At 34.8% G+C, this 22,978-nt stretch carries 17 protein-coding genes; 3 read left to right on the plus strand and 14 right to left on the minus strand.

All coding sequences use genetic code 11. The features are described from left to right. Positions 1 to 286: 286 nt before the first annotated feature. The 3 genes from lysA to gltB all read right to left on the minus strand — a co-directional run bounded on the left by lysA (position 287) and on the right by gltB (position 8,119). On the minus strand, positions 287 to 1,510 hold the full coding sequence (lysA, locus tag B0A64_RS08045) for a diaminopimelate decarboxylase (protein WP_089479004.1): 1,224 nt from the start codon (positions 1,508 to 1,510) through the stop codon (positions 287 to 289). 539 nt (positions 1,511 to 2,049) lie between these two features. Next, the gene (locus tag B0A64_RS08050) at positions 2,050 to 3,504 is read right to left on the minus strand and encodes a glutamate synthase subunit beta (protein WP_089479005.1); all 1,455 of its coding nucleotides are present in this window, start codon (positions 3,502 to 3,504) and stop codon (positions 2,050 to 2,052) included. A gap of 97 nt (positions 3,505 to 3,601) precedes the next feature. Next, complete coding sequence (gene gltB, locus B0A64_RS08055) at positions 3,602 to 8,119, minus strand: glutamate synthase large subunit (protein ID WP_089479006.1); 4,518 nt, start codon at positions 8,117 to 8,119, stop codon at positions 3,602 to 3,604. A gap of 415 nt (positions 8,120 to 8,534) precedes the next feature. Here gltB and sucC point away from each other — a divergent pair, with 415 nt between their 5' ends. After that, positions 8,535 to 9,728, plus strand: coding sequence for an ADP-forming succinate--CoA ligase subunit beta (gene sucC, locus B0A64_RS08060; RefSeq protein ID WP_089479007.1), 1,194 nt, complete (start codon positions 8,535 to 8,537; stop codon positions 9,726 to 9,728). A gap of 268 nt (positions 9,729 to 9,996) precedes the next feature. Here sucC and B0A64_RS08065 read toward each other — a convergent pair whose 3' ends face one another. Next, positions 9,997 to 10,800: a DUF5694 domain-containing protein gene (locus B0A64_RS08065; protein WP_089479028.1), complete on the minus strand. Its 804-nt coding sequence runs from the start codon at positions 10,798 to 10,800 to the stop codon at positions 9,997 to 9,999. Between the two features lie 220 nt (positions 10,801 to 11,020). Here B0A64_RS08065 and B0A64_RS08070 point away from each other — a divergent pair, with 220 nt between their 5' ends. Both B0A64_RS08070 and B0A64_RS08075 read left to right on the plus strand, forming a co-directional pair. Next, positions 11,021 to 12,061: a sensor histidine kinase gene (locus B0A64_RS08070; RefSeq protein WP_089479008.1), complete on the plus strand. Its 1,041-nt coding sequence runs from the start codon at positions 11,021 to 11,023 to the stop codon at positions 12,059 to 12,061. Positions 12,062 to 12,065: 4 nt separating this feature from the next. Continuing rightward, the gene (locus B0A64_RS08075) at positions 12,066 to 12,770 is read left to right on the plus strand and encodes a LytR/AlgR family response regulator transcription factor (RefSeq protein WP_089479009.1); all 705 of its coding nucleotides are present in this window, start codon (positions 12,066 to 12,068) and stop codon (positions 12,768 to 12,770) included. Between the two features lie 236 nt (positions 12,771 to 13,006). Here B0A64_RS08075 and B0A64_RS08080 read toward each other — a convergent pair whose 3' ends face one another. The 10 genes from B0A64_RS08080 to B0A64_RS08125 form a co-directional block, all read right to left on the minus strand. Beyond that, positions 13,007 to 13,471, minus strand: coding sequence for a DUF1456 family protein (locus B0A64_RS08080; RefSeq protein WP_089479010.1), 465 nt, complete (start codon positions 13,469 to 13,471; stop codon positions 13,007 to 13,009). 212 nt (positions 13,472 to 13,683) lie between these two features. Beyond that, positions 13,684 to 14,718, minus strand: coding sequence for an aminotransferase class I/II-fold pyridoxal phosphate-dependent enzyme (locus B0A64_RS08085; protein WP_089479011.1), 1,035 nt, complete (start codon positions 14,716 to 14,718; stop codon positions 13,684 to 13,686). A 5-nt stretch (positions 14,719 to 14,723) separates the two neighbouring features. Next, positions 14,724 to 15,734 carry a dipeptide epimerase gene (locus B0A64_RS08090; protein WP_089479012.1) on the minus strand — a complete coding sequence of 337 codons (1,011 nt, stop codon included), beginning with the start codon at positions 15,732 to 15,734 and terminating at the stop codon, positions 14,724 to 14,726. A 46-nt stretch (positions 15,735 to 15,780) separates the two neighbouring features. Continuing rightward, on the minus strand, positions 15,781 to 17,010 hold the full coding sequence (locus B0A64_RS08095; protein WP_089479013.1) for a hypothetical protein: 1,230 nt from the start codon (positions 17,008 to 17,010) through the stop codon (positions 15,781 to 15,783). A 123-nt stretch (positions 17,011 to 17,133) separates the two neighbouring features. Continuing rightward, positions 17,134 to 19,125 (minus strand): excinuclease ABC subunit UvrB, encoded by a 1,992-nt coding sequence (gene uvrB, locus B0A64_RS08100; RefSeq protein WP_089479014.1) that lies wholly within the window; start codon positions 19,123 to 19,125, stop codon positions 17,134 to 17,136. Between the two features lie 170 nt (positions 19,126 to 19,295). Beyond that, positions 19,296 to 20,234, minus strand: coding sequence for an alpha/beta fold hydrolase (locus B0A64_RS08105; RefSeq protein WP_089479029.1), 939 nt, complete (start codon positions 20,232 to 20,234; stop codon positions 19,296 to 19,298). Positions 20,235 to 20,321: 87 nt separating this feature from the next. Beyond that, on the minus strand, positions 20,322 to 20,624 hold the full coding sequence (locus B0A64_RS08110) for a type II toxin-antitoxin system RelE/ParE family toxin (RefSeq protein ID WP_089479015.1): 303 nt from the start codon (positions 20,622 to 20,624) through the stop codon (positions 20,322 to 20,324). Further along, on the minus strand, positions 20,609 to 20,839 hold the full coding sequence (locus B0A64_RS08115; RefSeq protein WP_089479016.1) for a hypothetical protein: 231 nt from the start codon (positions 20,837 to 20,839) through the stop codon (positions 20,609 to 20,611). The genes B0A64_RS08110 and B0A64_RS08115 overlap by 16 nt, the downstream gene beginning before the upstream one ends. Before the next feature lie 57 nt (positions 20,840 to 20,896). Then, positions 20,897 to 21,844: a 23S rRNA (adenine(1618)-N(6))-methyltransferase RlmF gene (gene rlmF / locus B0A64_RS08120; protein WP_089479017.1), complete on the minus strand. Its 948-nt coding sequence runs from the start codon at positions 21,842 to 21,844 to the stop codon at positions 20,897 to 20,899. A gap of 222 nt (positions 21,845 to 22,066) precedes the next feature. After that, on the minus strand, positions 22,067 to 22,729 hold the full coding sequence (locus B0A64_RS08125) for a thiamine diphosphokinase (protein WP_089479018.1): 663 nt from the start codon (positions 22,727 to 22,729) through the stop codon (positions 22,067 to 22,069). Positions 22,730 to 22,978 lie beyond the last annotated feature (249 nt).

Here is a 22,978-nt window from a genome sequence, read left to right on the forward strand (position 1 = left end):
TCAGCCTGACAAAATTGTGTCTAGAATATTATGATAAAAAATCCGTTTTAATCCGTGTTTTTGCAAAGCAAATCCGCGTCATCTGCGTTCTATTATTGTCGAGTTTCTTGTGGAGATTCTTCGTTCCTCAGAATGACAAACGTTGTGGTTACTTTGCGTGGACTTCGACTTCGCTCAGCCTGACAGACATTTAGTAATCTAAACTCTAAAATCAGAAATCTACAACAAAAAAAATCCCGTCTCAATTAAGAAACGGGATTCAATAGATATTCTCTTTTTTTTTATTTTAAACTGTTGCAGCAACTTCTTGTGGCAACGGAATTTGATTTTTAAGTAAATCTTCGAATGTTTCGTGCTGACGAATTAAGATTCCTTTTCCGTCTTTCCATAAAACTTCGGCTGGTTTGTATCTCGAATTGTAGTTTGATGCCATTGAGAAACAATATGCTCCTGCGTTTCTGAAAGCTAGAATATCACCTTCGGTAATTTCTGAAATTCTGCGGTTGTTTGCAAAAGTATCCGTTTCGCAAATGTATCCTACTACCGAGTAAAAACGCTCTTTTCCTTTTGGGTTTGAGATGTTTTCGATATAGTGTTGTGAACCGTAAAACATAGGACGGATTAAGTGGTTGAAACCACTATCGATTCCGGCAAAAACTGTTGATGTTGTTTGTTTTACTACGTTTACTTTGGCTAAGAAAAAACCTGCTTCGCTTACCAGGAATTTTCCCGGTTCGAAAATCAACGTTAAATCTCTGCCATATTCTGCACAGAAAGAGTTGAATCTTTTTGATAATTTTTTTCCTAATTCTTCGATATCTGTTTCGATATCGTCTTTTTTGTAAGGAACTTTGAATCCGCTTCCGAAATCTAAAAACTCAAGATCTTTGAAGTGTTTTGCAGTATCAAACAAGATTTCGGCAGCATACAAGAATACTTCGATATCCAGGATATCAGATCCTGTGTGCATGTGAATCCCTACGATACTCATTTTTGTGTTCTCTACAATTCTTAAGATATGCGGTATCTGATGTACAGAGATTCCAAATTTACTATCGATATGTCCTACCGAAATATTTGCATTTCCTCCTGCCATTACGTGCGGATTGATACGAATACATACCGGAATTTGTGGATATTTTGTCCCGAATTGCTCCAGGATAGATAAGTTGTCAATATTGATTTGTACACCCATTGCGGCAACTTCTTCGATTTCTTCAAGAGAAACTCCGTTTGGTGTAAAAAAGATTTTTTCAGGTTCATAGCCAGCATGAAGTCCCAATAAAACTTCTTGAATGGATACAGTATCTAACCCAGACCCCATGTTCTTTAATAACTGAAGAATCGCAACGTTAGACAATGCCTTCATGGCATAATTAACTCTTAAGTTTTCTACCTTAGAGAAAGCTTTAGTTAACCTATTGTACTGAGATTGAATTTTTTCGGCATCATAAACATATAATGGACTTCCAAATTGGTCTGCTAACTGCAGTAAATCTTTTGCTTGCATTTTTAAACTATTTTGAGCAAAGTTATTACACTTTTGACTAACTGCAAATTAATTGTAGAAAAATAACAAATTATAACAAATTGTTTGTTATTAAACAAAAAGTTGCTTTTTCCTGATTTTTTTAAAACTTTTTATCCCGAGACTTCGGGACTAAGCTACTAAGGTTCTAAGTTACTAAGTTTTTGCCACTCCCGATAGCTATCGGGATAAAAAGATGAGCAGAGATTTTTATATTTTTCTGCCACGAATTTCACGAATTTTCACGAATTTTTTATTTTAGCTTTTTCGCAAATGCTAAAAAGATAGCCCGTGGTTTCAACCACGGTAAACGTTATGGGTGTAATTATACATTGCGTTCCCATGGTTGAACCATGGGCTATGTTTGCAATAAGAGATCAGCCAGAAAATGGAAATTAGAGAAATTAGTGTAATTCGTGGCAACCCTAAAAAAATCATTTTAATCTGTGAAATCTGTGGCAAAAAACAAAACCCCTGAATATAAATTCAAGGGTTTGTTGTAGTGTGTTGTTATAGGGAAATTATAGACTTGGTAAGTCTCCGTTTCCTTTGGTTGGCAAGTTGGTATACCCCATTAAGAACAAATCTACTTCTCTTGCTGCTTCACGACCTTCTGAAATTGCCCAAACGATCAACGATTGTCCTCTGCGCATATCTCCAGCGGTAAAAATGTGAGGTACATTCGTTTGATAATTTGTCGCTTTATAGTTGCTTCTCATATCGATTTCAAGACCTAATTGCTCGCTTAAAGTTTTCTCAGGACCTGTAAATCCTAAGGCTAACAAAGCCAAATCGCAAGGCCAGATTTTCTCAGAACCTTCTTTTTCGATTAATTCAGGACGTTGACCCGGAGTCATTTTCCATTGTACTTCAACGGTTTTTAAACCTGTAAGTTCTCCTTTATCATTCGATAAAAATTCTTTAGTATTGATTAACCAGTTTCTGTCGCAACCTTCTTCGTGAGAAGAGGAGGTTTTCAATTGCAACGGCCAGAAAGGCCAAGGCGTAGATTCGCTTCTTCCAACGGGAGGTTTTGGTAAAATCTCAAAATTTGTTACCGATTTTGCTCCGTGTCTGTTTGAGGTTCCCACACAGTCAGATCCGGTATCTCCACCACCAATTACGATAACGTCTTTTCCGGTTGCTTTTACCTGATCAGGAATTGATTCTCCGTATAAAACTTTAGTTTGCTGTGTCAGGAAATCCATTGCCTGAACAACACCTTTGCTTTCGATACCTTTAGTGGGTAAACTTCTTCTCTCGGTTGCTCCACCGCATAATACGATAGAATCAAAAGCGTTTAATTCGGCCACGCTAAAGTTTACACCAACATTTACATCTGTTTTAAAAGTGATTCCTTCTGCCTCAAGAATGGCTACACGTCTGTCGATAATTCCTTTCTCCAATTTAAAATTAGGGATTCCGTAACGCAATAAACCTCCAATGGCATTGTCTCTTTCAAAAACAGTCACCGTATGACCGGCTCTGTTTAATTGTTGCGCTGCTGCCAAACCTGCAGGACCTGAGCCAATAACAGCTACCGTTTTTCCGGTTCTGATTTTTGGTGGCTGAGGTTTGATCCAACCTTCGGCAAAACCTCTTTCGATGATGTTTTTCTCGATGTTTTCGATTGCAACAGGCTCTTTGATGATGCCTAAAACACATGATTTCTCACATGGGGCAGGGCATAAGCGACCTGTAAATTCCGGAAAGTTATTGGTCGATTGTAAAATCGCCAACGCACTTTGCCATTCTTCCTGATGTACCATGTCGTTAAAATCAGGAATTAAATTTCCTAACGGACAAGCACTGTGACAAAAAGGAATGCCACAATCCATACATCTCGAACCTTGTTCTTTTATTTTATCTTTTGCTAACGTAATCGTAAATTCATTGTAGTTCGAAACACGTTCTGCTACTGCCAAATTACTTTCGTCGGCTCTGTTATATTCTTTAAATCCGCCTATTTTACCCATGACATTTTTATTAAATTTAGTTGTGAGATATGAAATGTGAGAAGTAAGTTGAAAAACTCCAACTCAGTACCTCTGCACCTTTGTAACTCAGAACCTTTTAATCAGCTATTAATTCTTCTATTTTTTTCTCTTCTGCAATTCGTTGCAATGCTTTTTTGTAATCAGTTGGCATTACTTTTACGAAATGGTTTTGTTCATTTTCCCAGTCTGCTAAAATTCTTTTTGCTAATGGACTGTTGGTGTACAACGAGTGATTTTTGATCAGTTTTCTTAGTTTTACCACATCCAGGTCTTCGATAGGATCAAAAGCAACCATTTCCATGTTGCAAACTGTCGCATCAAATTTTTGATTTGGGTCATAAACATAAGCAACACCACCGCTCATGCCCGCTGCGAAGTTTCTTCCTGTTTTTCCTAAAACAACCACTGTACCACCTGTCATGTACTCGCATCCGTGATCTCCAATTCCTTCAACAACCGCAGTTGCTCCGGAGTTTCTCACACAAAAACGCTCACCTGCCATTCCATTAATATAAGCCTCTCCGGTAATCGCTCCGTAAAGGGCAACGTTGCCAATAATGATATTTTCTTCAGGTTTGAAGGTTGCAGTAGGAGGGACTTTGATAATTAGTTTTCCTCCGGACAATCCTTTTCCTAAATAATCATTACAGTTTCCGTGAATTTTAAACGACAATCCATTGGTAGCAAATGCACCAAAACTTTGTCCGGCAGAACCTTCAAAATCAACTAAAATAGTGTCTTCGGGTAAACCTTGTGCGCCATATATTTTTGAGATTTCATTACTCAAAATAGCACCTACAGAACGGTCTGTATTTTTAATTTTAAATGTAACTCTTGTTTTTTCTTTTCTATAAATAGAAGGAATCGCTTCTTTGATAATTTCAAAATCCAATACGTTTTCAAGATTGTGATCTTGTGTTGTTGTATTATGATTAGGAACAGTTTTCGCTTTTTCTGGTTTGTATAGAATGGATGATAAATCTAAACCATTTGCTTTGTAATGTTTGATCGCTTTGTTCACATTTAATTTTTGTGATTGACCCACCATTTCTTTTAAGGTTCTAAAACCTAATTGCGCCATGATTTCTCTTAACTCCTCGGCAATAAAATACATAAAGTTGATTACGTGTTCCGGAGTTCCTTTGAAATTTTTTCTCAATTCAGGATCCTGAGTAGCAATACCAACCGGACAAGTATTTAAGTGACAAGCTCTCATCATGATACATCCAGAAGCCACAAGTGGAGCAGTAGCAAAACCAAATTCTTCGGCTCCTAATAAGGCTGCGATAGCTACGTCACGACCTGTTTTCAATTGTCCGTCACATTCCAGAACGACACGGCTTCTTAAATCATTCAGGATCAAAGTTTGCTGCGCTTCGGCAAGACCAAGTTCCCACGGAATACCTGTGTGTTGTAAAGATGTTAGCGGTGCAGCACCAGTTCCTCCGTCATAACCTGAAATCAGGATTACATCAGCTTTTGCTTTGGCAACACCGGCAGCAATGGTTCCAACCCCAACTTCAGAAACTAATTTGACATTGACACGTGCTTCGCGATTCGCATTTTTTAAGTCAAAAATCAACTGAGACAAATCCTCAATAGAGTAAATATCGTGGTGTGGCGGAGGCGAAATCAAACCTACATAAGGCGTAGAATTTCTGGTTTCGGCAATCCAGGGCACGACTTTTTCTCCAGGCAATTGACCACCTTCTCCAGGTTTTGCACCCTGAGCCATTTTAATCTGGATCTCTTTGGCGTTGGTCAAATAGTTAATAGAAACACCAAAACGTCCTGAAGCAACTTGTTTGATCGCACTGTTTCTGGAATCTCCGTTAATTTCTTTCTGGAAACGTTTAGGATCTTCTCCTCCTTCTCCAGAGTTACTTTTTCCGCCAATTCTGTTCATGGCAATTGCCAAATTCTCGTGTGCTTCTCTACTAATAGATCCGTAAGACATGGCACCTGTTTTGAATTTCTTTACAATTTCTGTCCAGGGTTCTACTTCATCAATAGAAATTGGATCAAGATTGTTAAACTCGAATAAACCTCTTATAGTCATTAGGTTTGAGCTTTGCTCATTGACCATGTCCGAGTATTCTTTGTAACTTTCAGGGCTGTTTAAACGAACTGCCTGTTGTAATTTAGATATTGTAGTAGGGTTAAACATGTGTTTTTCGCCACCACGTCTCCATCTGTAAATACCTCCAATTTCTAAAGGCAATAAGCTTGCAATTTTTGAATTTGGAAATGCTTTTTGAAAACGTTTCTTAACCTCTTTTTCTACTTCGATTAAACCAATTCCTTCGATTCTTGAAGGTGTGTAAGGGAAATATTTATTAGTGAACGTTTTATTTAAACCTAAAATCTCGAAAATTTGAGCCGCTCTGTACGAATGTAAAGTCGAGATACCAATTTTGTTCATGATTTTAAGGATCCCTTTTGCGATCGCTTTGTTGTAATTTACAATCGCATAATCTGCTTTTACACCTGTAATAAATCCTTGGTTTACCTGATCGTGAATAATCTCGTTTACCATATACGGATTGATCGCACTTGCACCATAACCAAATAATAAGGCAAAATGATGCGGCTCGCGAGGCTCGGCAGATTCGATTATGATTCCAAATTTAGAACGAACCTGCAAGATGTTCAAAGAGTGATGAATATAAGAACAAGCCAATAACATTGGTATTGGAGCCAATTCTTCGCTAACACCTCTGTCTGATAAAATGATAATATTACATCCTTCAGAAACGGCTTTAAACGTTGCCTGAACACATTTTTCAAGCGCACGTTCCAGACCATTAACTCCTTTTTCTATTTTATATAATGTAGAAATTGTAGCCGATTTGAAATCCGGATGATCAATGTTTCTTATTTTATCTAAATCCTCATTTGAAATAACAGGATTTTGGATTTTTAATTTTTTGCATTGTTTCGATTCAATTTCAAAAATATTAAAATCACCACCAATTGCTAAACTGATATCAGTAATGATTTCTTCACGAATACCATCCAAAGGCGGATTGGTAACCTGAGCAAATAATTGCTTAAAGTAGTTGTACAACAATTGAGGCTGATCTGATAAAACAGCCAATGGTGTATCGTTACCCATAGAACTAATGGCTTCAGCGCCCTGAGCTCCCATTGGGTTAATGATTGTTTTTAAATCTTCGATCGTATAGCCAAATAATTTTTGTCTGGTTAGAAAATCAAGTTTCTCAACAGGAGTAGGATTATTGGTATAGGGAACCTGAGATAATTGTAGCAAGTTTGCATCGATCCATTCCTGGTAAGGACGTTTGGTCACGATTGCTTTTTTTATTTCATCATCTTCGATAATACGACCTTCGTTCATATCTACCAGGAACATTTTTCCGGGCTCTAAACGACCATGCTGAATTACATCTTCGGGATCGATATCCAATACACCAATTTCTGATGACATGATTACGAAGCCACTTTTTGTTAAGGTATAACGAGAAGGACGCAAACCATTTCTGTCTAATAAGGCACCAATTACGTTACCATCTGTAAACGGAATAGAAGCCGGACCATCCCAAGGTTCCATGATACAAGCATTAAACTCATAAAAAGCTTTTTTCTCAGGAGACATTGTCTGGTGTTTTTCCCAAGCTTCAGGAACAACCATCATCATCGCTTCAGGCAAGGAACGACCAGTCATTAATAAAAGTTCAACCACCATATCCATAGAGGCCGAATCTGATTTTCCTTCTAAGATAATTGGGAATAATTTTTTGATATCATTTCCAAAAACTTTGCTTTCCATCAATTCTTCACGAGCACGCATACGACTTACGTTTCCACGAAGTGTATTAATCTCACCATTATGACACATATATCTAAACGGTTGGGCAAGCTCCCATGACGGGAAAGTATTGGTAGAGAAACGTTGGTGCACTAACGCCAAACGAGTCACTAAATCGGGATCTTTTAAGTCAACATAATAACGGCTAATGTCTTCCGGCATCAATAAACCTTTGTATATTATGGTAGTGGTCGATAAACTAGAGAAATAAAACATGTGACTTTCAGAGGTTTTTGAGCCTCTTACGGCATGTTCAGCAATTTTTCTAGCTGCAAAAAGTTTTGCATTAAATTCATTTTCAGTTAAATCCTGACCGTTTTTGCTAACAAAAACCTGTTTAACTGTTGGTTCTTTTTCTGCGGCAATCTGCCCTAAATTTTCCACTTCAACAGGTACATCTCTCCAACCCAGAATCTTTAAGTTTTGATCCTTAATAGTCGATTCGAAAGCGTTGATACAAAAGGAAACCTGGTTTTTGCTTTTTGGTAAAAAAACCATTCCTACTGCATACTCACGTGTTTCAGGGATCTCAAAATCACATACTTTTTTAAAAAAAGCGTGTGGGATGTCGAATAAAATTCCAGCTCCGTCTCCAGTTCTTCCATCAGAACTAACTGCACCACGATGTTCCAATTTTATTAAGATATCCAATGCTTTATGAATAATATCGTTTGATTTAATACCATTCAAATTACAAATAAATCCTGCACCACAATTGTCGTGTTCAAATTCAGGCAAATAAAGCCCTTGTTCTTTAACTTTCATTCTTGATATTTTTTCTACAAAAATAGAGATTTCGTTAAATATAATGTAGTAAAATTGTCATTTGGCTTACATTTTTGTTGTAATATTAGAAAAAGGATTCTTAAATGATAATAATTTCATAGAAAGCATTGCGAAATGATAAAATGACAATATGTTTTGAATAATATTAAGAAAAATCCTTTCGGAGCTATTGAAATCACTGGTGTTTTTGTTAAATTTCAAACGAAATAGTGTTTTTTAGTTAACAATTTGCATGCAATAGTTTAACGATTACTTTTCTTTAAAATTGAATAATATTTTAATATCTGTGACACACGTTTTTTAATTGAAAAAGATTTTACTTTTAAGTTGAATTTTGCTACTTTTGTCGCACTTTTATTCTGAAATAAATTCAGAACCAGACAAATTCTATATTATGAACATACACGAATATCAAGGAAAAGAAATTTTAGCGAGTTACGGAGTACGCATTCAACGCGGAATTGTGGCTAACAATGCAGTTGAAGCTGTGGCTGCTGCAAAACAATTAACTGCCGAGACTGGTACAGGATGGCACGTAATAAAAGCACAAATTCACGCAGGTGGTCGTGGAAAAGGTGGTGGAGTTAAGCTAGCAAAAAACTTGCAACAAGTTGAAGAAATTGCTGAACAAATCATCGGAATGCAATTGATTACACCTCAAACTTCTGCAGAAGGTAAAAAAGTAAACAAAATTTTAGTTGCAGAAGATGTGTACTATCCTGGTGAAAGTGAAACATCTGAATTTTATGTTTCTGTTTTATTAAATAGAGCTACTGGTCGTAACATGATTATGTATTCTACTGAAGGTGGAATGGATATTGAAGAAGTTGCTGAGCATACTCCACATTTAATTTTTACTGAAGAAGTTGATCCTTCTGTTGGATTACAAGGTTTTCAAGCAAGAAGAATCGCTTTTAACTTAGGTCTTTCTGGGAATGCTTTCAAAGAAATGGTGAAATTCATCGATTCATTATACAATGCTTACATTGGTTCTGATGCTTCTATGTTTGAAATCAACCCGGTTTTAAAAACTTCAGATAACAAAATTATGGCTGTTGATGCTAAAGTAAATATCGATGATAATGCTTTATACAGACAACCAAAATATGCTGAGATGAGAGATATCCGTGAGGAGAATCCAATCGAGGTAGAAGCTAAAGAAGTAGGTTTGAACTATGTAGATCTTGACGGTACTGTAGGATGTATGGTAAACGGAGCAGGTCTTGCAATGGCAACTATGGATTTAATTAAATATGCTGGTTTTGAGCCTGCTAACTTCTTAGACGTTGGTGGAACTGCTGATGCAAAACGTGTTGAAACTGCTTTCCGTATTATCTTAAAAGATCCTAACGTAAAAGCTATTTTGATCAATATTTTTGGTGGAATCGTTCGTTGTGACCGTGTGGCGCAAGGAGTTGTTGACGCTTACAAAAATATGGGTGATGCTATCAATGTGCCAATTATCGTTCGTTTGCAAGGAACAAATGCTGAAATTGCAAAAGAATTAATTGATAACTCAGGTATGCCAATTTTATCAGCTACTCAATTTCAAGAAGCTGCTGACCAGGTTAAAGCTGCATTATCTTAATAATAGTGTAGAGATGCACTGCTGTGCATCTTCTCTTTAATATATAGAAATCCCTCCGATCATTCGGAGGGATTTTTTTTGAAATTATTTTAACCGCAATTCCGATAGCTATAGGGAGCAAGTTTTTTTGTTGAAGATTGTAAATATAAACGCAAAGTTCGCAATGCTATGTCTTTAAAATAGCCACGAATTAACGAATTAATTTGATAATCTTTGAGATTAAAAATAATTCGTGAATTCGTGGCTAAAAAACTTTACGCTTAGAAAACTACTTTAAAACCGTTGCCAATTCTACAATTTCAAAGTCAGGATTATGCGCTACAAATTCTCTAATCATTGCCGTATGGCCTGCACCCAATAAAACCATTATTTTATCATCTTTACTTTCGGTAAGTTTCTGAATCAAAGCATACATATAAAGATTTCGTCTGTACCATTCTGAAACCAGAAAAGCACCCACAAAATTGTCTATTTTGCCACCTTTAATACCCGTTTGAAGATACCAGCTAAGATTATCCTCATTTGATTCTTTGGTATTAAGATCCAAAAGTAATTCAGTCAAAGAATACTTCGCAATTTTTTTATTTTGATCTGTTTCGTAATGTTTCATGGTCTCTTCATTTTTCTTGATTAAATCAAGCTGATTGGCTTCTTTCATTCCTTTTACCAAACTATCATAAGGAAAATCAGTATTGTTGTAATCCATTGCATATAATTTTTTATGTCCTAATTTTTTAGCTGATCTTAAAGCTACTTGCACTATTTCATCTGAATCATTTTTAAGCAAACTATCCGTGTTTTTGGCATAGAATTTATCCAGTTTGTCTTGTTTTTGATAGTTCCATTCAACAAAAATTTTATCCGGACCAAACTTTTTAATTTTATTGGTAATGTTTTCCAGTTCTTTTTGGCTTTTGTCTGACATAACATTAAAAGTGTTTAGCTTGGCAACATCAAGTCCCGGATTTTCAAAATGGAAAGACCCAAGTAATAAGATTTGTTTCTTTTTTGACTGAGCAGAAACAGTGTTGAATGCAATTGTAAGGACTAATAATAAAGCGATTTTTTTCATGATGATTTGTTTTAAATTCAGGACAAATGTATCATAGCTTTTCAGGTGAATTTCTAGTTTTTGATGAACACCAAATTTCAAATCACAAACATTAGGAATGGGCTGGCGAAAAATTTCATGTACTGTTTTTCATTGTTCGTCACAGAAAACAGCTGTTTTATATAAAGATAGCTTTCATGTAAAGGCATAGTTGTATTTTTGAAATAACAATGACACTATTATGAAGCTAAAAATTCCTTTTTATTATCACATGCTACTTTTTCTGGGATTGTTTCTCACTTTTTATCTTTGGGATATAGGCGTGAACACTAAAAAACTGGATTTCGTTTTCAGCAGAATGTATCTACTATTTAATACAGGTTTTATACTGTCTATTTTTATCGTTTATCTGCTTAATTTTTACACATTTTGTGATTGGTTTTTAAATAAAAAGAAGATCCTGTTGTATTTATTTAGTATTCCAATTTCGTTAGTCATTTTTGCAGGAGTACGTTATTTTTTGCAGGAAGTTCTTATTTTCGAAATTACCGGAATCCATAATTACGCCGAGAAAACACGCGAAATAGGTTATTATATTCGGGATAATTTTTTCTTCGGGTTACCGTCGGTGATTTTAAGTGCTTTTAGTTTTTTGCTTTGGCAATTTCAGGAAACATATAAGCAAAACCAGCAATTACTTTTAGAGAATAAAAAAGCCGAACTTCAGATGCTAAAATCGCAGGTAAGTCCGCATTTCTTGTTTAATACACTTAATTCATTTTACAGTCAATTGATCCTGAAAGATGATGAAATGGCTTCGGATATTTTAGTTTTATCAGATTTGCTTCGTTATGTAATTACAGAAACGGATAAAGATGAGGTATTGCTTTTTAAAGAAGTTCAGTTTGTACAAAACTATATTCATTTGCAAAAAAAGCGATTTGAAGATCAGCTTTATTTAGACTTTGTGATTGAAGGAACTTATTCGACCCAAAAAATCCTTTCATCTGCTTTGATTCATTTTATAGAAAATGTTTTTAAACATGGTAAACTAAACAATCCGGATGAAAAAGCAACTATTTCGATCCATATAAAAGAAGACTTTTTAGAACTATCAACCTTTAATTATAATGTAGAAGGCGAAAATTATTCCTCGACCGGAATTGGTTTTGAGAACCTGACCAAACGACTGGAACATACTTATGGGCCTCACTTTATTCTTGAAAAAATAACAGAAAACAATACCTTTAAAACCTATTTGAAAATACCACTAAAAAAATAATTTTATGAACCTTAAATGTATCATTGTTGATGATGAACCGCCGGCAACGCGCATTCTCGAAAACTATATCGAAAAAGTATCTTTTCTTGAAAAAAAAGGTGTTTTTAACGATGCTTTAAAAGCATTAGAGTTTCTAAACACGCAAAGTGTCGATGTTATTTTTTTGGATATCCAGATGCCACAACTAACAGGTTTACAGTTATCAAGAATAATCTCAAAAGATATCAAGGTTATTTTTACAACAGCCTATCCGGATTTTGCTTTAGAAGGATTTGAGCTTAATGCAATTGATTATCTCTTGAAGCCTATTGCATTTGAACGTTTTTATCAGGCGGTTTCGAAACTGAAAGCTGAGCCCAAAACCGAAGTGGTAACAAATAATTCAGCTGATTTTATTTTTATAAAAACGGATGGTAAAAATAAATTTCAGAAATTGTTTTTAGAGGATATTTTGTATGTCGAAAGTCTTCAGAATTATGTTTGTATTCATACCTTAAAACAGCAAATTATTACCCATTCTTCTTTAAAAAATGTATTGGAATCATTGCCTGAAAAAAATTTCATTCAGATACATAAATCTTTTGTAATTGCTTTAAAACAAATAGAATCGACAGATAGTTTTTCTGTTTTTATAAATGCAAAAGAGTTACCAATAGGAGCCACTTTTAAAGATGCTTTCTTTGAACGGATTGATGAAAATAAGATATAATTTTGATGGTTATTTAACCGCAATCCCGATAGCTATCGGAAGCAAGGATTTTATATATAGATTTTAAATAAAAACGCAAAGTTCGCAAAGCTTTATCAATTTAGCTTTGCGAACTTTTCGGGTTTAAAATAATAGCCACGAATTCACAAATTTTTATTTTCAAGATTATGAAAAATAATTCGTGAATTCGTGGCTAAAAAACTTTGCTTCCGATAGCTATCGGGATTACGGTTAAATTATTTTTTATTTTTTCCGTTTTTGTAAATTACTTTTTCTACAACAGATGTTTTTCCATTTCCTTTAGGGAATTCTTTCTTTTTAGGTTTTCCAGCAGCCGAACCAGATTTAGAAGGTGCTTTATCGCCTCTTCCTCTTTCAGAATCTTTAGCACTTGCTTTAAATTCAGGTCTTTCTTTAGTATTGTTTTTCTTAGGGATTTCAGCTTTATGTTTAGCCAAAACGTCATTCGGGTTTTTCGGGTTTTCTTTCGTTCCTCTTAAATGAATTACCAATCCGTTTAAGAAATTACGTAAAACCTGATCACCACATTCCATGTAATTTTCATGATCTTCGGCTCTAAAAAAAGCTCCCAATTCTGATTTTGTAATTCTAAAATCTACTAATTCTAAAATTTCAACTATTTGGTCGTCACGGAGCATCAAAGCCACGCGAAGTTTTTTTAGGATATCGTTGTTTGTCATCGTTTAATTTTTTACAAAGGTACGTTTTAAAACTAATTTGAATACAATTTATTGAGATGCGCTAATGTTTTTTTGCCAGGAATTGCACAAATTTTCACAATTGTATGGTGTTTAAATTTTTTTCGCCACGAATTCACGAATCTATGCGAAACAGATTAAATTTTTGACGAACTCTAATTGGTGAAAATTTGTGAAATTCGTGGCGAATTTTTCTACTTTGTATTAGAATTATATTCGTTTAAGATATTTACTAATTTGTCTAGATCTTCATGCAAATGATTCGCTGTTATTACAATACGATTTAGGTTATTGGAGTTTTCCTGATATTTAAAACTGGCGATAATAATTTTATTTGCTTTTAAAATTTCAATCATATTATCATCTTTCAGATAAATTAAAGGATATGATTTGTCAAATTTAATAGTGTCATTTTTGATTAATTTTTGATCAATATAATTTAGATTCTCCAGTAGTTTTTTATGTTGAATCTTGTAAAGCTCAGAAGCATCAGCGATAGTCTGGACAAAAGCAGGATTCATGCCGGCAGCAGAAACAAAAGTCTCCAGGTTTTTTATTTGATTGATAAACAAAGCGTCGCTGGCAATAACGCCACCATTCAGGCCAAATGCTTTGCCAAGAGACGAAACCATTATTTTTCGTTTAAGAGGAAGATTGATTTCAGAATAAATTCCGCAACCATTTGTGCCTAATATGCCAAAAGAATGTGATTCGTCGACAAGAAGTGTAATCTCTTTATGAGCTGGAATTTTTGCTAAAACAGATAAATCGATTGCTTTAGTCTGAAAAGACGGAACGCCATCTGCAAGAATTGTAATTCTTTCTGGTTTAGGATTTAACAAACGAGGATTTATATCATCGTTCAAAAATAGAGGCAAACTATTTGTTTTGATGGCGGGATGAATATCGGTAAAGTAAAAAAAGCAATCAGTGTCTGTATTCAATTGTGCGATTACCAATTTTCCGGCAAGCATTCCGGACGAAACCGTAACGGCACTTTCAGCTTTTATATGTCTGGCTAAAAAAGCCTCGCCGTTTTCATAAGCAGTCAATTTTATATTGGCACTTCTGGAGCTTCCATAAGTCGTACCCCAATTTCGAATATTTTTAATAACCAGTTCCTGAAAGTCTTTATTGGCAGGTAATCCCAAATAAGCAGTTCCGCCAAAATACAAATAGTGTTCCTGGTCAATCTCAATAATTCTATCCGGAAACTGATTGACATTCATAACTTTTAGATTAAAGTAACTCCTGTTCCGTTAAGTGCAGAGTAGTGTATTACACCATTTTTTATTGTTATACCAGTTGCGATATCTTGCGCCAGAAGCAACGCACCATCCATATCTACATAATCCAGTTGTGGCAATAAATGAGCAATTGCCGAGATTCCCACAGTAGATTCAGTCATGCAACCCACCATTGTTTTAAGACCTAATTTTTTAGCCTCTTCGATCATGCGTTTTCCGGGAGTAAGTCCGCCGCATTTTACCAATTTTACATTTACACCATGAAAATGGTTGAAACATTTTGCAACATCTTCTTCAATAATACAGCTTTCATCGGCAATTATAGGCAAAACCGAATGTTTGAAAACTTCTTTATGACCTTCCCAATTATCTGCTTTCATGGGCTGTTCCAGAAATTCTACACCTAATTTTTTTAATTCGACAGCATTATGAATCGTTTCCTCAACGCCCCAGCCACAATTGGCATCGATTCTAAAAATAGCGTTAGTATGTTTTCGCAGTTCCTTGACAATCGCAAGATCTTCTTTAGTGCCCAGTTTGATTTTGTAAATAGGCCAGGGAAGTTCCTGCATTTTCGAAACCATTTTTTCTATCGAGGCAATCCCGATAGTATAATCTGTAAGTGGATTTTGATCAATAGTATAATTCCACAGCTCGTATAATTTCTTTTCTTTTTTGCGGGCATAAAGATCGTTATAGGCCAAATCCAAAGCACATAAAGCAAACATATCACCTTTGAGATGGGGATATATTTTTGCCCAAAAAACATCGGGAGTTTCATTTTCTGTAGACTCAATCAGGGTTCTTATTTTTTCTAAATCCTGCATCATCACCGGAACGGTTGTTTTGTAATACGGATTTGACGTTGCTTCTCCAAAACCGGAAAAACCATCACTTTTGAGCTCAACAATCAACGACGGCTGAAAATCAATTGATTCTCTGGAAATCGTAAAAGTATGCTTTAGTTTTAGATTGTATTCTCTTAAAATTAGTTCCATAGTTGCTCAGATTGTATTTGAATATGTGTTTTTTGTCTAAAAAAATCTAACTTTTTTTGATGGACATTTTTAAACCTATACCCGTTTGAAAATCGGGTGCATTATCTAAATTTAAATCTTCTCTAAAGTACACAAAATAAGAGAACCGTTTTGTCGAGTAGGTACAAATAAAACTCCATCCCTCTAAGTTTTCGTATAAGTGAGAAATTGATTTTTGCCAATGTGTATTTATCCTTTCTCCCGTTAGAACAAGATGATCTACATCTTTTTTATTATTATAAGATGTTTGAAAATTATAATTGATACCGTACGAAAGACGGTTATTGTTTTTGAGCTTTACTTTGTAATCAATAAGACCTTCAAAACTATACAAAAAGTTTTGATTGCTTATGTTTACCCGATCACCATATTCTAAAAAATGCTGGCGTAAAACTCCTGCACTTGCACCAAAACTTAGAATATTTTTTTGTTTGATTACCATTTTTTTCAACACCGACGAAAAAACTCCAAAATCAGCGACAGGATTATATTTTGAGGTATTAATACCAAGCTGAGTGCCAAAATTAATATAAATATGATGTTTTCTATTCATTTCGAGCTTAGGATAATAAGTATAATTTATGTCGAGTCCCGGAATTGTAAAATTGCCATTGTTCATTGATAAAACCCTGTCGTTTTCGTCTTTATAAGATATCCCCGCTTTATTTAAGCCATAATAATATCTTGAAAACGGATCTTTTCCGCCGGCAATATTGCGGTGAAACCACTCGATAGTTTCATCTGAAGTAAAAATAGAATAAGGATATTTGCCACCATCAAGAGAGTTGGCCCGCAAACTAAAATTAAGTTCGTGATGAACCGTAAGGGGTAATGTAAAAGTAAAACGATAGGATCGAATAACGCCATCTGCGGCAAACTCTTTAGTTTTAGAAGGAACTTTATTCAGGTCAAAGGCATATTCGCGGTCGTGCCAAAGTAAACCTTCGGCAATTTTTTGATCATTAGGATCTGTTAATTCATATGATTTTACATAAGGAAGCACAACATTTCCGCTCGAAACTTCAAATGAAAAAGAATATTTATCAGGAGAACGAACATTAAAAATATGATTTAATCTCGAAATATAAATCCCGAATGGATGTGTAGAAAGGACATACGGTTTTATAATATCCGAAGAATTTTCTATCTCATCAGTCCAGAAATCATTTTTATCAGATTGTGCCAGAGAATAGGAACTAAAAGCTAAAAAAATAAAAAAGAGTAAAGGATATTTCATCTTAGAATTTAAAAATTTTGTTAAAACTAATGAATTTAAGATTTCTTATAAAATATTCTGACAGATAATTTCTAAAAATGAATTACTCTTTGGTATTATATTAACTCTTTTAAAATAATGTACTTAAGATAGTTGCTCCTGTAATTTTTTGATATCATCGCGCAATTTAGCCGCTTGCAGGAAGTCTAATTCTTTTGCTGCTTTTTCCATCGATTTTCGTTTTTCGCGAATCATTTTTTCTAATTCGGTTTTTGATAAATAAGCGGTTTCCGGTTCTGCAGCAACAGATAAAGTATGTCCTAACTCATATTCTACCAAAGGATTTTTGGTAAAAGCACTTTCGATTTTTTTATTTAAAGCTTGTGGTACAATACCATGTTCCGTATTATAATTAATCTGTTTGGTTCTGCGATAATCTGTTTCGTCGATTGTTCGTTGCATACTCGCTGTAATTTTATCGGCATACAAAATTGCTTTTCCATTTAAGTTTCTTGCCGCACGGCCAATAGTTTGCGTTAGAGATCTGTGGTTACGAAGAAATCCCTCTTTATCAGCATCCAAAATAGCAACCAATGAAACCTCCGGTAAATCTAAACCTTCACGAAGTAAGTTTACTCCAATTAGAACATCAAAAATACCTTTTCGTAAATCCTGCATAATTTCGATACGTTCCAGCGTGTCTACTTCAGAATGTATGTAGCGACAACGAATGTTTACTTTGGTTAAATATTTTGCTAATTCTTCGGCCATTCTTTTAGTCAGGGTAGTTACCAAAACTCTTTCGTCTAATTCGCAGCGCACCTGAATTTCTTCGATTAGATCATCGATCTGATTCAAACTTGGTCTTACTTCGATAATTGGATCTAATAATCCTGTTGGGCGAATAATTTGTTCTACATAAACACCATCTGTTTTTTGTAATTCGTAATCTGCAGGTGTTGCAGATACATAAATGACCTGATTTTGTATGGCTTCAAACTCTTCAAATTTCAAAGGTCTGTTGTCCATTGCGGCAGGTAAACGGAAACCGTATTCAACTAGATTTTCTTTACGGCTTCTGTCGCCTCCATACATGGCGTGAACCTGAGAGACCGTTACGTGACTTTCATCTACAATCATCAGGTAATCACTCGGGAAATAATCTAATAAACAGAATGGTCTTGTCCCGGCTTGTCTTCCGTCAAGGTATCTGGAATAGTTTTCGATTCCGGAGCAATAGCCTAATTCCCTTATCATTTCTAAGTCAAAATTGGTACGTTCTTCCAGACGTTTGGCTTCGAGATGTTTTCCTATTTCTTTAAAATAATCAACTTGTTTAACTAAATCTTGCTGAATTTCCCAAATTGCACCTTGCAGGACATCCGGAGAAGTAACAAACATATTGGCGGGATAAATAGTAAGTCTTTTAAATTTTTCAATGACTTGTGAAGTCTTCACATCAAATGATTCTATTTCTTCGATTTCGTCACCAAAAAAGTGTATTCTGTAAGCGTCATCGGCATAACTGGGATATACTTCTACCGTGTCCCCTTTTATTCTAAAAGTTCCCGGATTAAAATCGGCTTCGGTTCTGGCGTATAAACTTTGAACCAGACTATGAAGTAGTTTCGTTCTCGAAATAACCTGATCCCGGCTAATTTCAATTACGTTTTTCTTAAATTCAACAGGATTTCCAATACCATATAAACACGAAACAGAAGCGACGACCAAAACATCACGACGTCCTGAAAGCAGGGAAGAAGTGGTGCTTAAACGCATCTTTTCGAGCTCTTCGTTGATAGATAAATCTTTTTCGATAAAAACGCCTGTTACAGGCATAAAAGCTTCCGGTTGGTAATAGTCGTAGTAAGAAACGAAATATTCTACCGCATTATTAGGAAAAAATTGTTTGAACTCCGAGTATAATTGTGCTGCCAGTGTTTTATTATGAGCCAAAACCAAAGTAGGTTTTTGAACTTCCTGTATGACATTGGCAACCGTAAATGTTTTTCCGGAACCTGTAACCCCTAATAATGTCTGGTATTTTTCGCCATCTACAATACCTTGCGAAAGTTTTTCGATTGCTTGTGGTTGATCACCTTTTGGACTATACTCTGAGGATACCTGGAAATTCATTTTTGAATGCTAAAAGATTAGTTTTGTAAAGATACAAAGTTTGAATTCTATAAAAAAGGGTTGCCACGAATTACACGAATTACCCGAATTTTTATTTTAGAAGATAGCTACGAATTCACGAATTGATATTAGTCTGAATTAAATTTAATTCGTGAATTCGTGGCAAAAAACTATTCTAAAAAATCAATCGTCGCCTCATTTACATTTTTCGATTGATCGATGGATAAAAAATGTCCTGCATCTTTTATTATTTGTGTTTTGCCATTGGCTAAATATTTTTTAGCTCTTTCTAAACTTTCTTCGGAATTAATAACATCACGATCGCCAATTAAAACCAAAACAGGATTAGTGATCGATTTTAATTCATCATCTGAAAAAGGATGCATTTTGAACATGCTTGAATTTGATTTAGCATATTTATTGGCCAAATAAAATTGTCTTTTATAAACAGGGCTTATTTTTTCAGGATGGGTAGAGAATGTTTTTAATGTTTTTCCAAATTTCTTTTCGCTCGGAAAAAGTTTAAGCATCAAAGCCGAGGTCGTTTTGCCTACTTTATCTATAAATTTAAAGGTTTGCGCGGGACTTAATAAAACTATTTTGTCAATAGAATTTCCTTTTTGGGTAGCCAATAAAGTGGCGATCCACCCACCACGCGAAGCTGCTACAATATCAAATTTCTTTAATTTATAATGATCAAAAATTTCATTGTATAAAATTACAATTTCGTCAGAGGAAAGGGGTTTTGTCGTTAAAGTAGATTTTCCGGGTTCCATTATAAAATCAATGGCATAAATGCGATGATTCTTGGCAAGCGGTTTAATGTTAGGATACCACATCGTCGAACTAGCATCCATTCCGTGCAAAAGAATTAAGTCTTTTCCGTTTTTTGGACCCGCGATAATAACATGAGCAGTTCCGTAAGTGGTTTTTATATTTTCTTCCCAATAAGGAATATCCCAAAGTTTCAGGGCTTTGTCGTACGAATTTAAGTAAGCTTGTTTTTCGCTTTTTGTTTTAAAAATATAATCATCAAATTTTTCTTTTTTTGCAGAAGCGCAACTTACCAATACGAATAGAAGCGCAAATTTGAGTAGTAATTTTGGCATTGTCATAAAATTCAATTTACTTTTACTTTAAAGGTACGTAAATTGGGAATCGAAAAAGTATCAGAATTTTGTTTTAAAGTATCAGAATTATAATGTTTTAGTATTTTGACTTGTGTGTCTGATTCTTAATATTTGGATTTGTGTTGAAGTTATTTTGTATGAGATTCTATAGCTGTAAATTTCGTAAGCACGATAATCGCCATTATTAGATGTTTTCATTTCATCCAATTCATATATTTCCCAATTAGTTGAAAGTATTGTAACTGATTGGTAGATAGAATCTATTACTTTATTCTGAACCTGATTACTTTTGGCTTGTTTTAATAAAAAAAAATAAATTTTCTTAAGTTGATTTTGAGCCGCTTTGGACCAAATTATTTCTTTTTCCATTGCTCAATTTTATCTTTAATCTCTTTATGAGAATAAAAATTTCCATTTTGAATATCCTCTTCTGCGACTTTAAGGTCTTCATTATAATGGGATGAATAACTTTTGAAAGAATTACTGCGACTATCTAAAATAGTTTTTAAAGCAGATAAAAATGATTCATCATCAATTTTTGAAATTTCAGAAATTAAGATATTTTTCAGTTCAAGAGTATTCATATCAATATAATTTACACGAAGTTACAAAACAATAAATTAAAAAATCATTTAAGAATCTTAAAACTTCCACGCTTTTTGTTGACTTTCACTCAAAAAACTCCACGCTACAATACGGCTTGTTTTTTGACCCTGAGCCATATCGATTGTTTTTATCGAGGATGCATTTACTTTGTTTAGGGTTTTATAAATGCTGGAAAGGTTTTCTCTTTTTGAAACTAAAGTCGTAAACCATAAACATTGCATGGCAAATTTTGAGCTTTCGTAAATCATTTGAGTTACAAAACCAATTTCACCGCCATCGCACCATAATTCGGCATTATGACCGCCGAAATTTAAAACAGGATTTGTTTTTTTTCTTTCTTTGGTTAAATTCGAAACTTTACGAACGGTGCTTTGATTGGCATCTTCGGCAGAAGAATGAAAAGGCGGATTACATATTGTAAAGGTAAAACGATCTTCGGGCGTGATGATGTTTTTAAAAATGAAACGAGACTCCGTTTGTTGCTGTAAACTTATAGCATCAATTAATTTAGGATTGGTTTCGATGATTTTGCTGCAATTTTCGATCGCTCTTTCGTCTATATCAGTTCCCACAAAACTCCAGTCGTAAATTGCATTTGCTAAAATAGGATAGATGCAATTGGCTCCTGTACCAATGTCTAAACCTAAAACTGAAGATCCTCGCGGAATGATTCCGTTATTGGTTTCTGCCAATAAATCGGCCAGGTAATGAATATAATCCGTTCTTCCTGGAATGGGCGGACAAAGATAATTTTTAGGGATATCCCAGTTTTGTATGTCGTAATAGGTTTGAAGCAAAGCTTTATTAAGCAATTTTACCGAGACAGGATTGCTGAAATCGATAGTTTCGATTCCGTGAACATTTACGGCAACTTGTGCTTTTAATTCAGGACAATTCGCAATAAGGAGATCAAAATCATAACGGGAACGATGAAGATTTCGAGGATGTAAATTGTTTTTTTCGGAATTGTCTGTTTCTTTCATTTTGTAAATTTCCGTGCAAAGATAGTCATTCCTTTTGGAGGAAAGTGCAATTATAAAAACGATTGCCTTAGCCCTGATGGAAGCGGTATCCTTTTTCTGGCTCCTTTAGCCAGGAAAAGATATAGTGGACAGCAGGAAATAGCTCCTGACTCTTCGACTTCGCTCAGAGTGACAATAGTAAAAGTCGAATGATGTTTTGACTTCGCTCAAGATGATAATTGGTTAATCCATGCATTCCATTAGCAATAAATCGCCATTAGTATGGGTGATGGTAACAAGACCATCCTGGGCAACGGCATTGCTGCTACCGGTTCTGTAACCAATTGTTAAGGTGTCGTTTTGTAATGGATATTCTAAATTGATGGAATTAATACCGTTAACAACACCAATTGGAATCAATGAAATTGGTGTTTTTGCCGTATACCATTTTTCGAATTTATTAGGCAATAAAAAGATTTTAGAATGATCGTCGAGAATGACAATTTTAAGCAAATTGCGATAACGAACAATATTCGTAAGGTTCGTAATAGTATGATCTGCTCGTTTTCCGGTTGCCCAAACGACATTTACAGCTGGAATTTTTCTTGCTATTAAATAATCAAAAGCTTTCTCTAAATCTGTTTTGTCCTGGTCCGGTGTATGTACAATTTCTATGGGATATTGGGATGTTTTGTAAATTTCAGGATCAAAGCCGCGATCGAAATCCCCTAAAAGAACATCGATTTTGATCCCTAAATCAATTACTCGCTCGATAGCAGAATCCAACACGATAACCAGTGGAGACCATTCGAGCAATTGTCCTAATAATTCAGGATTGCATGCTGCACCGTTGGCAATAATTAATGCGGGTTCCTGGTCGTCGCGTACGATATGGTGTGAAGACATTTAGATTTTGATTTGAAATGTGCTGCAAATGTACGAAAGGATAAGATTGTAGAGGTTAGATTTTAGATTTTAGATTTTTTTTGACAGAGATTAAGAAAAGTTTCTTTTGCCACAGATTTCACAGATTTAAAATAATTTATTTGTTTTGTCTAAAAAAGGAATGGAAGCAAAAAATGTCTTTTACCATTAAGAGATTAAGAAAATTAAGCTTTTTGATGTTGACTTTTTTTGCCACTCCCGATAGTTATC

The organism is Flavobacterium araucananum (genome assembly GCF_002222055.1).
GTDB lineage: Bacteria > Bacteroidota > Bacteroidia > Flavobacteriales > Flavobacteriaceae > Flavobacterium > Flavobacterium araucananum.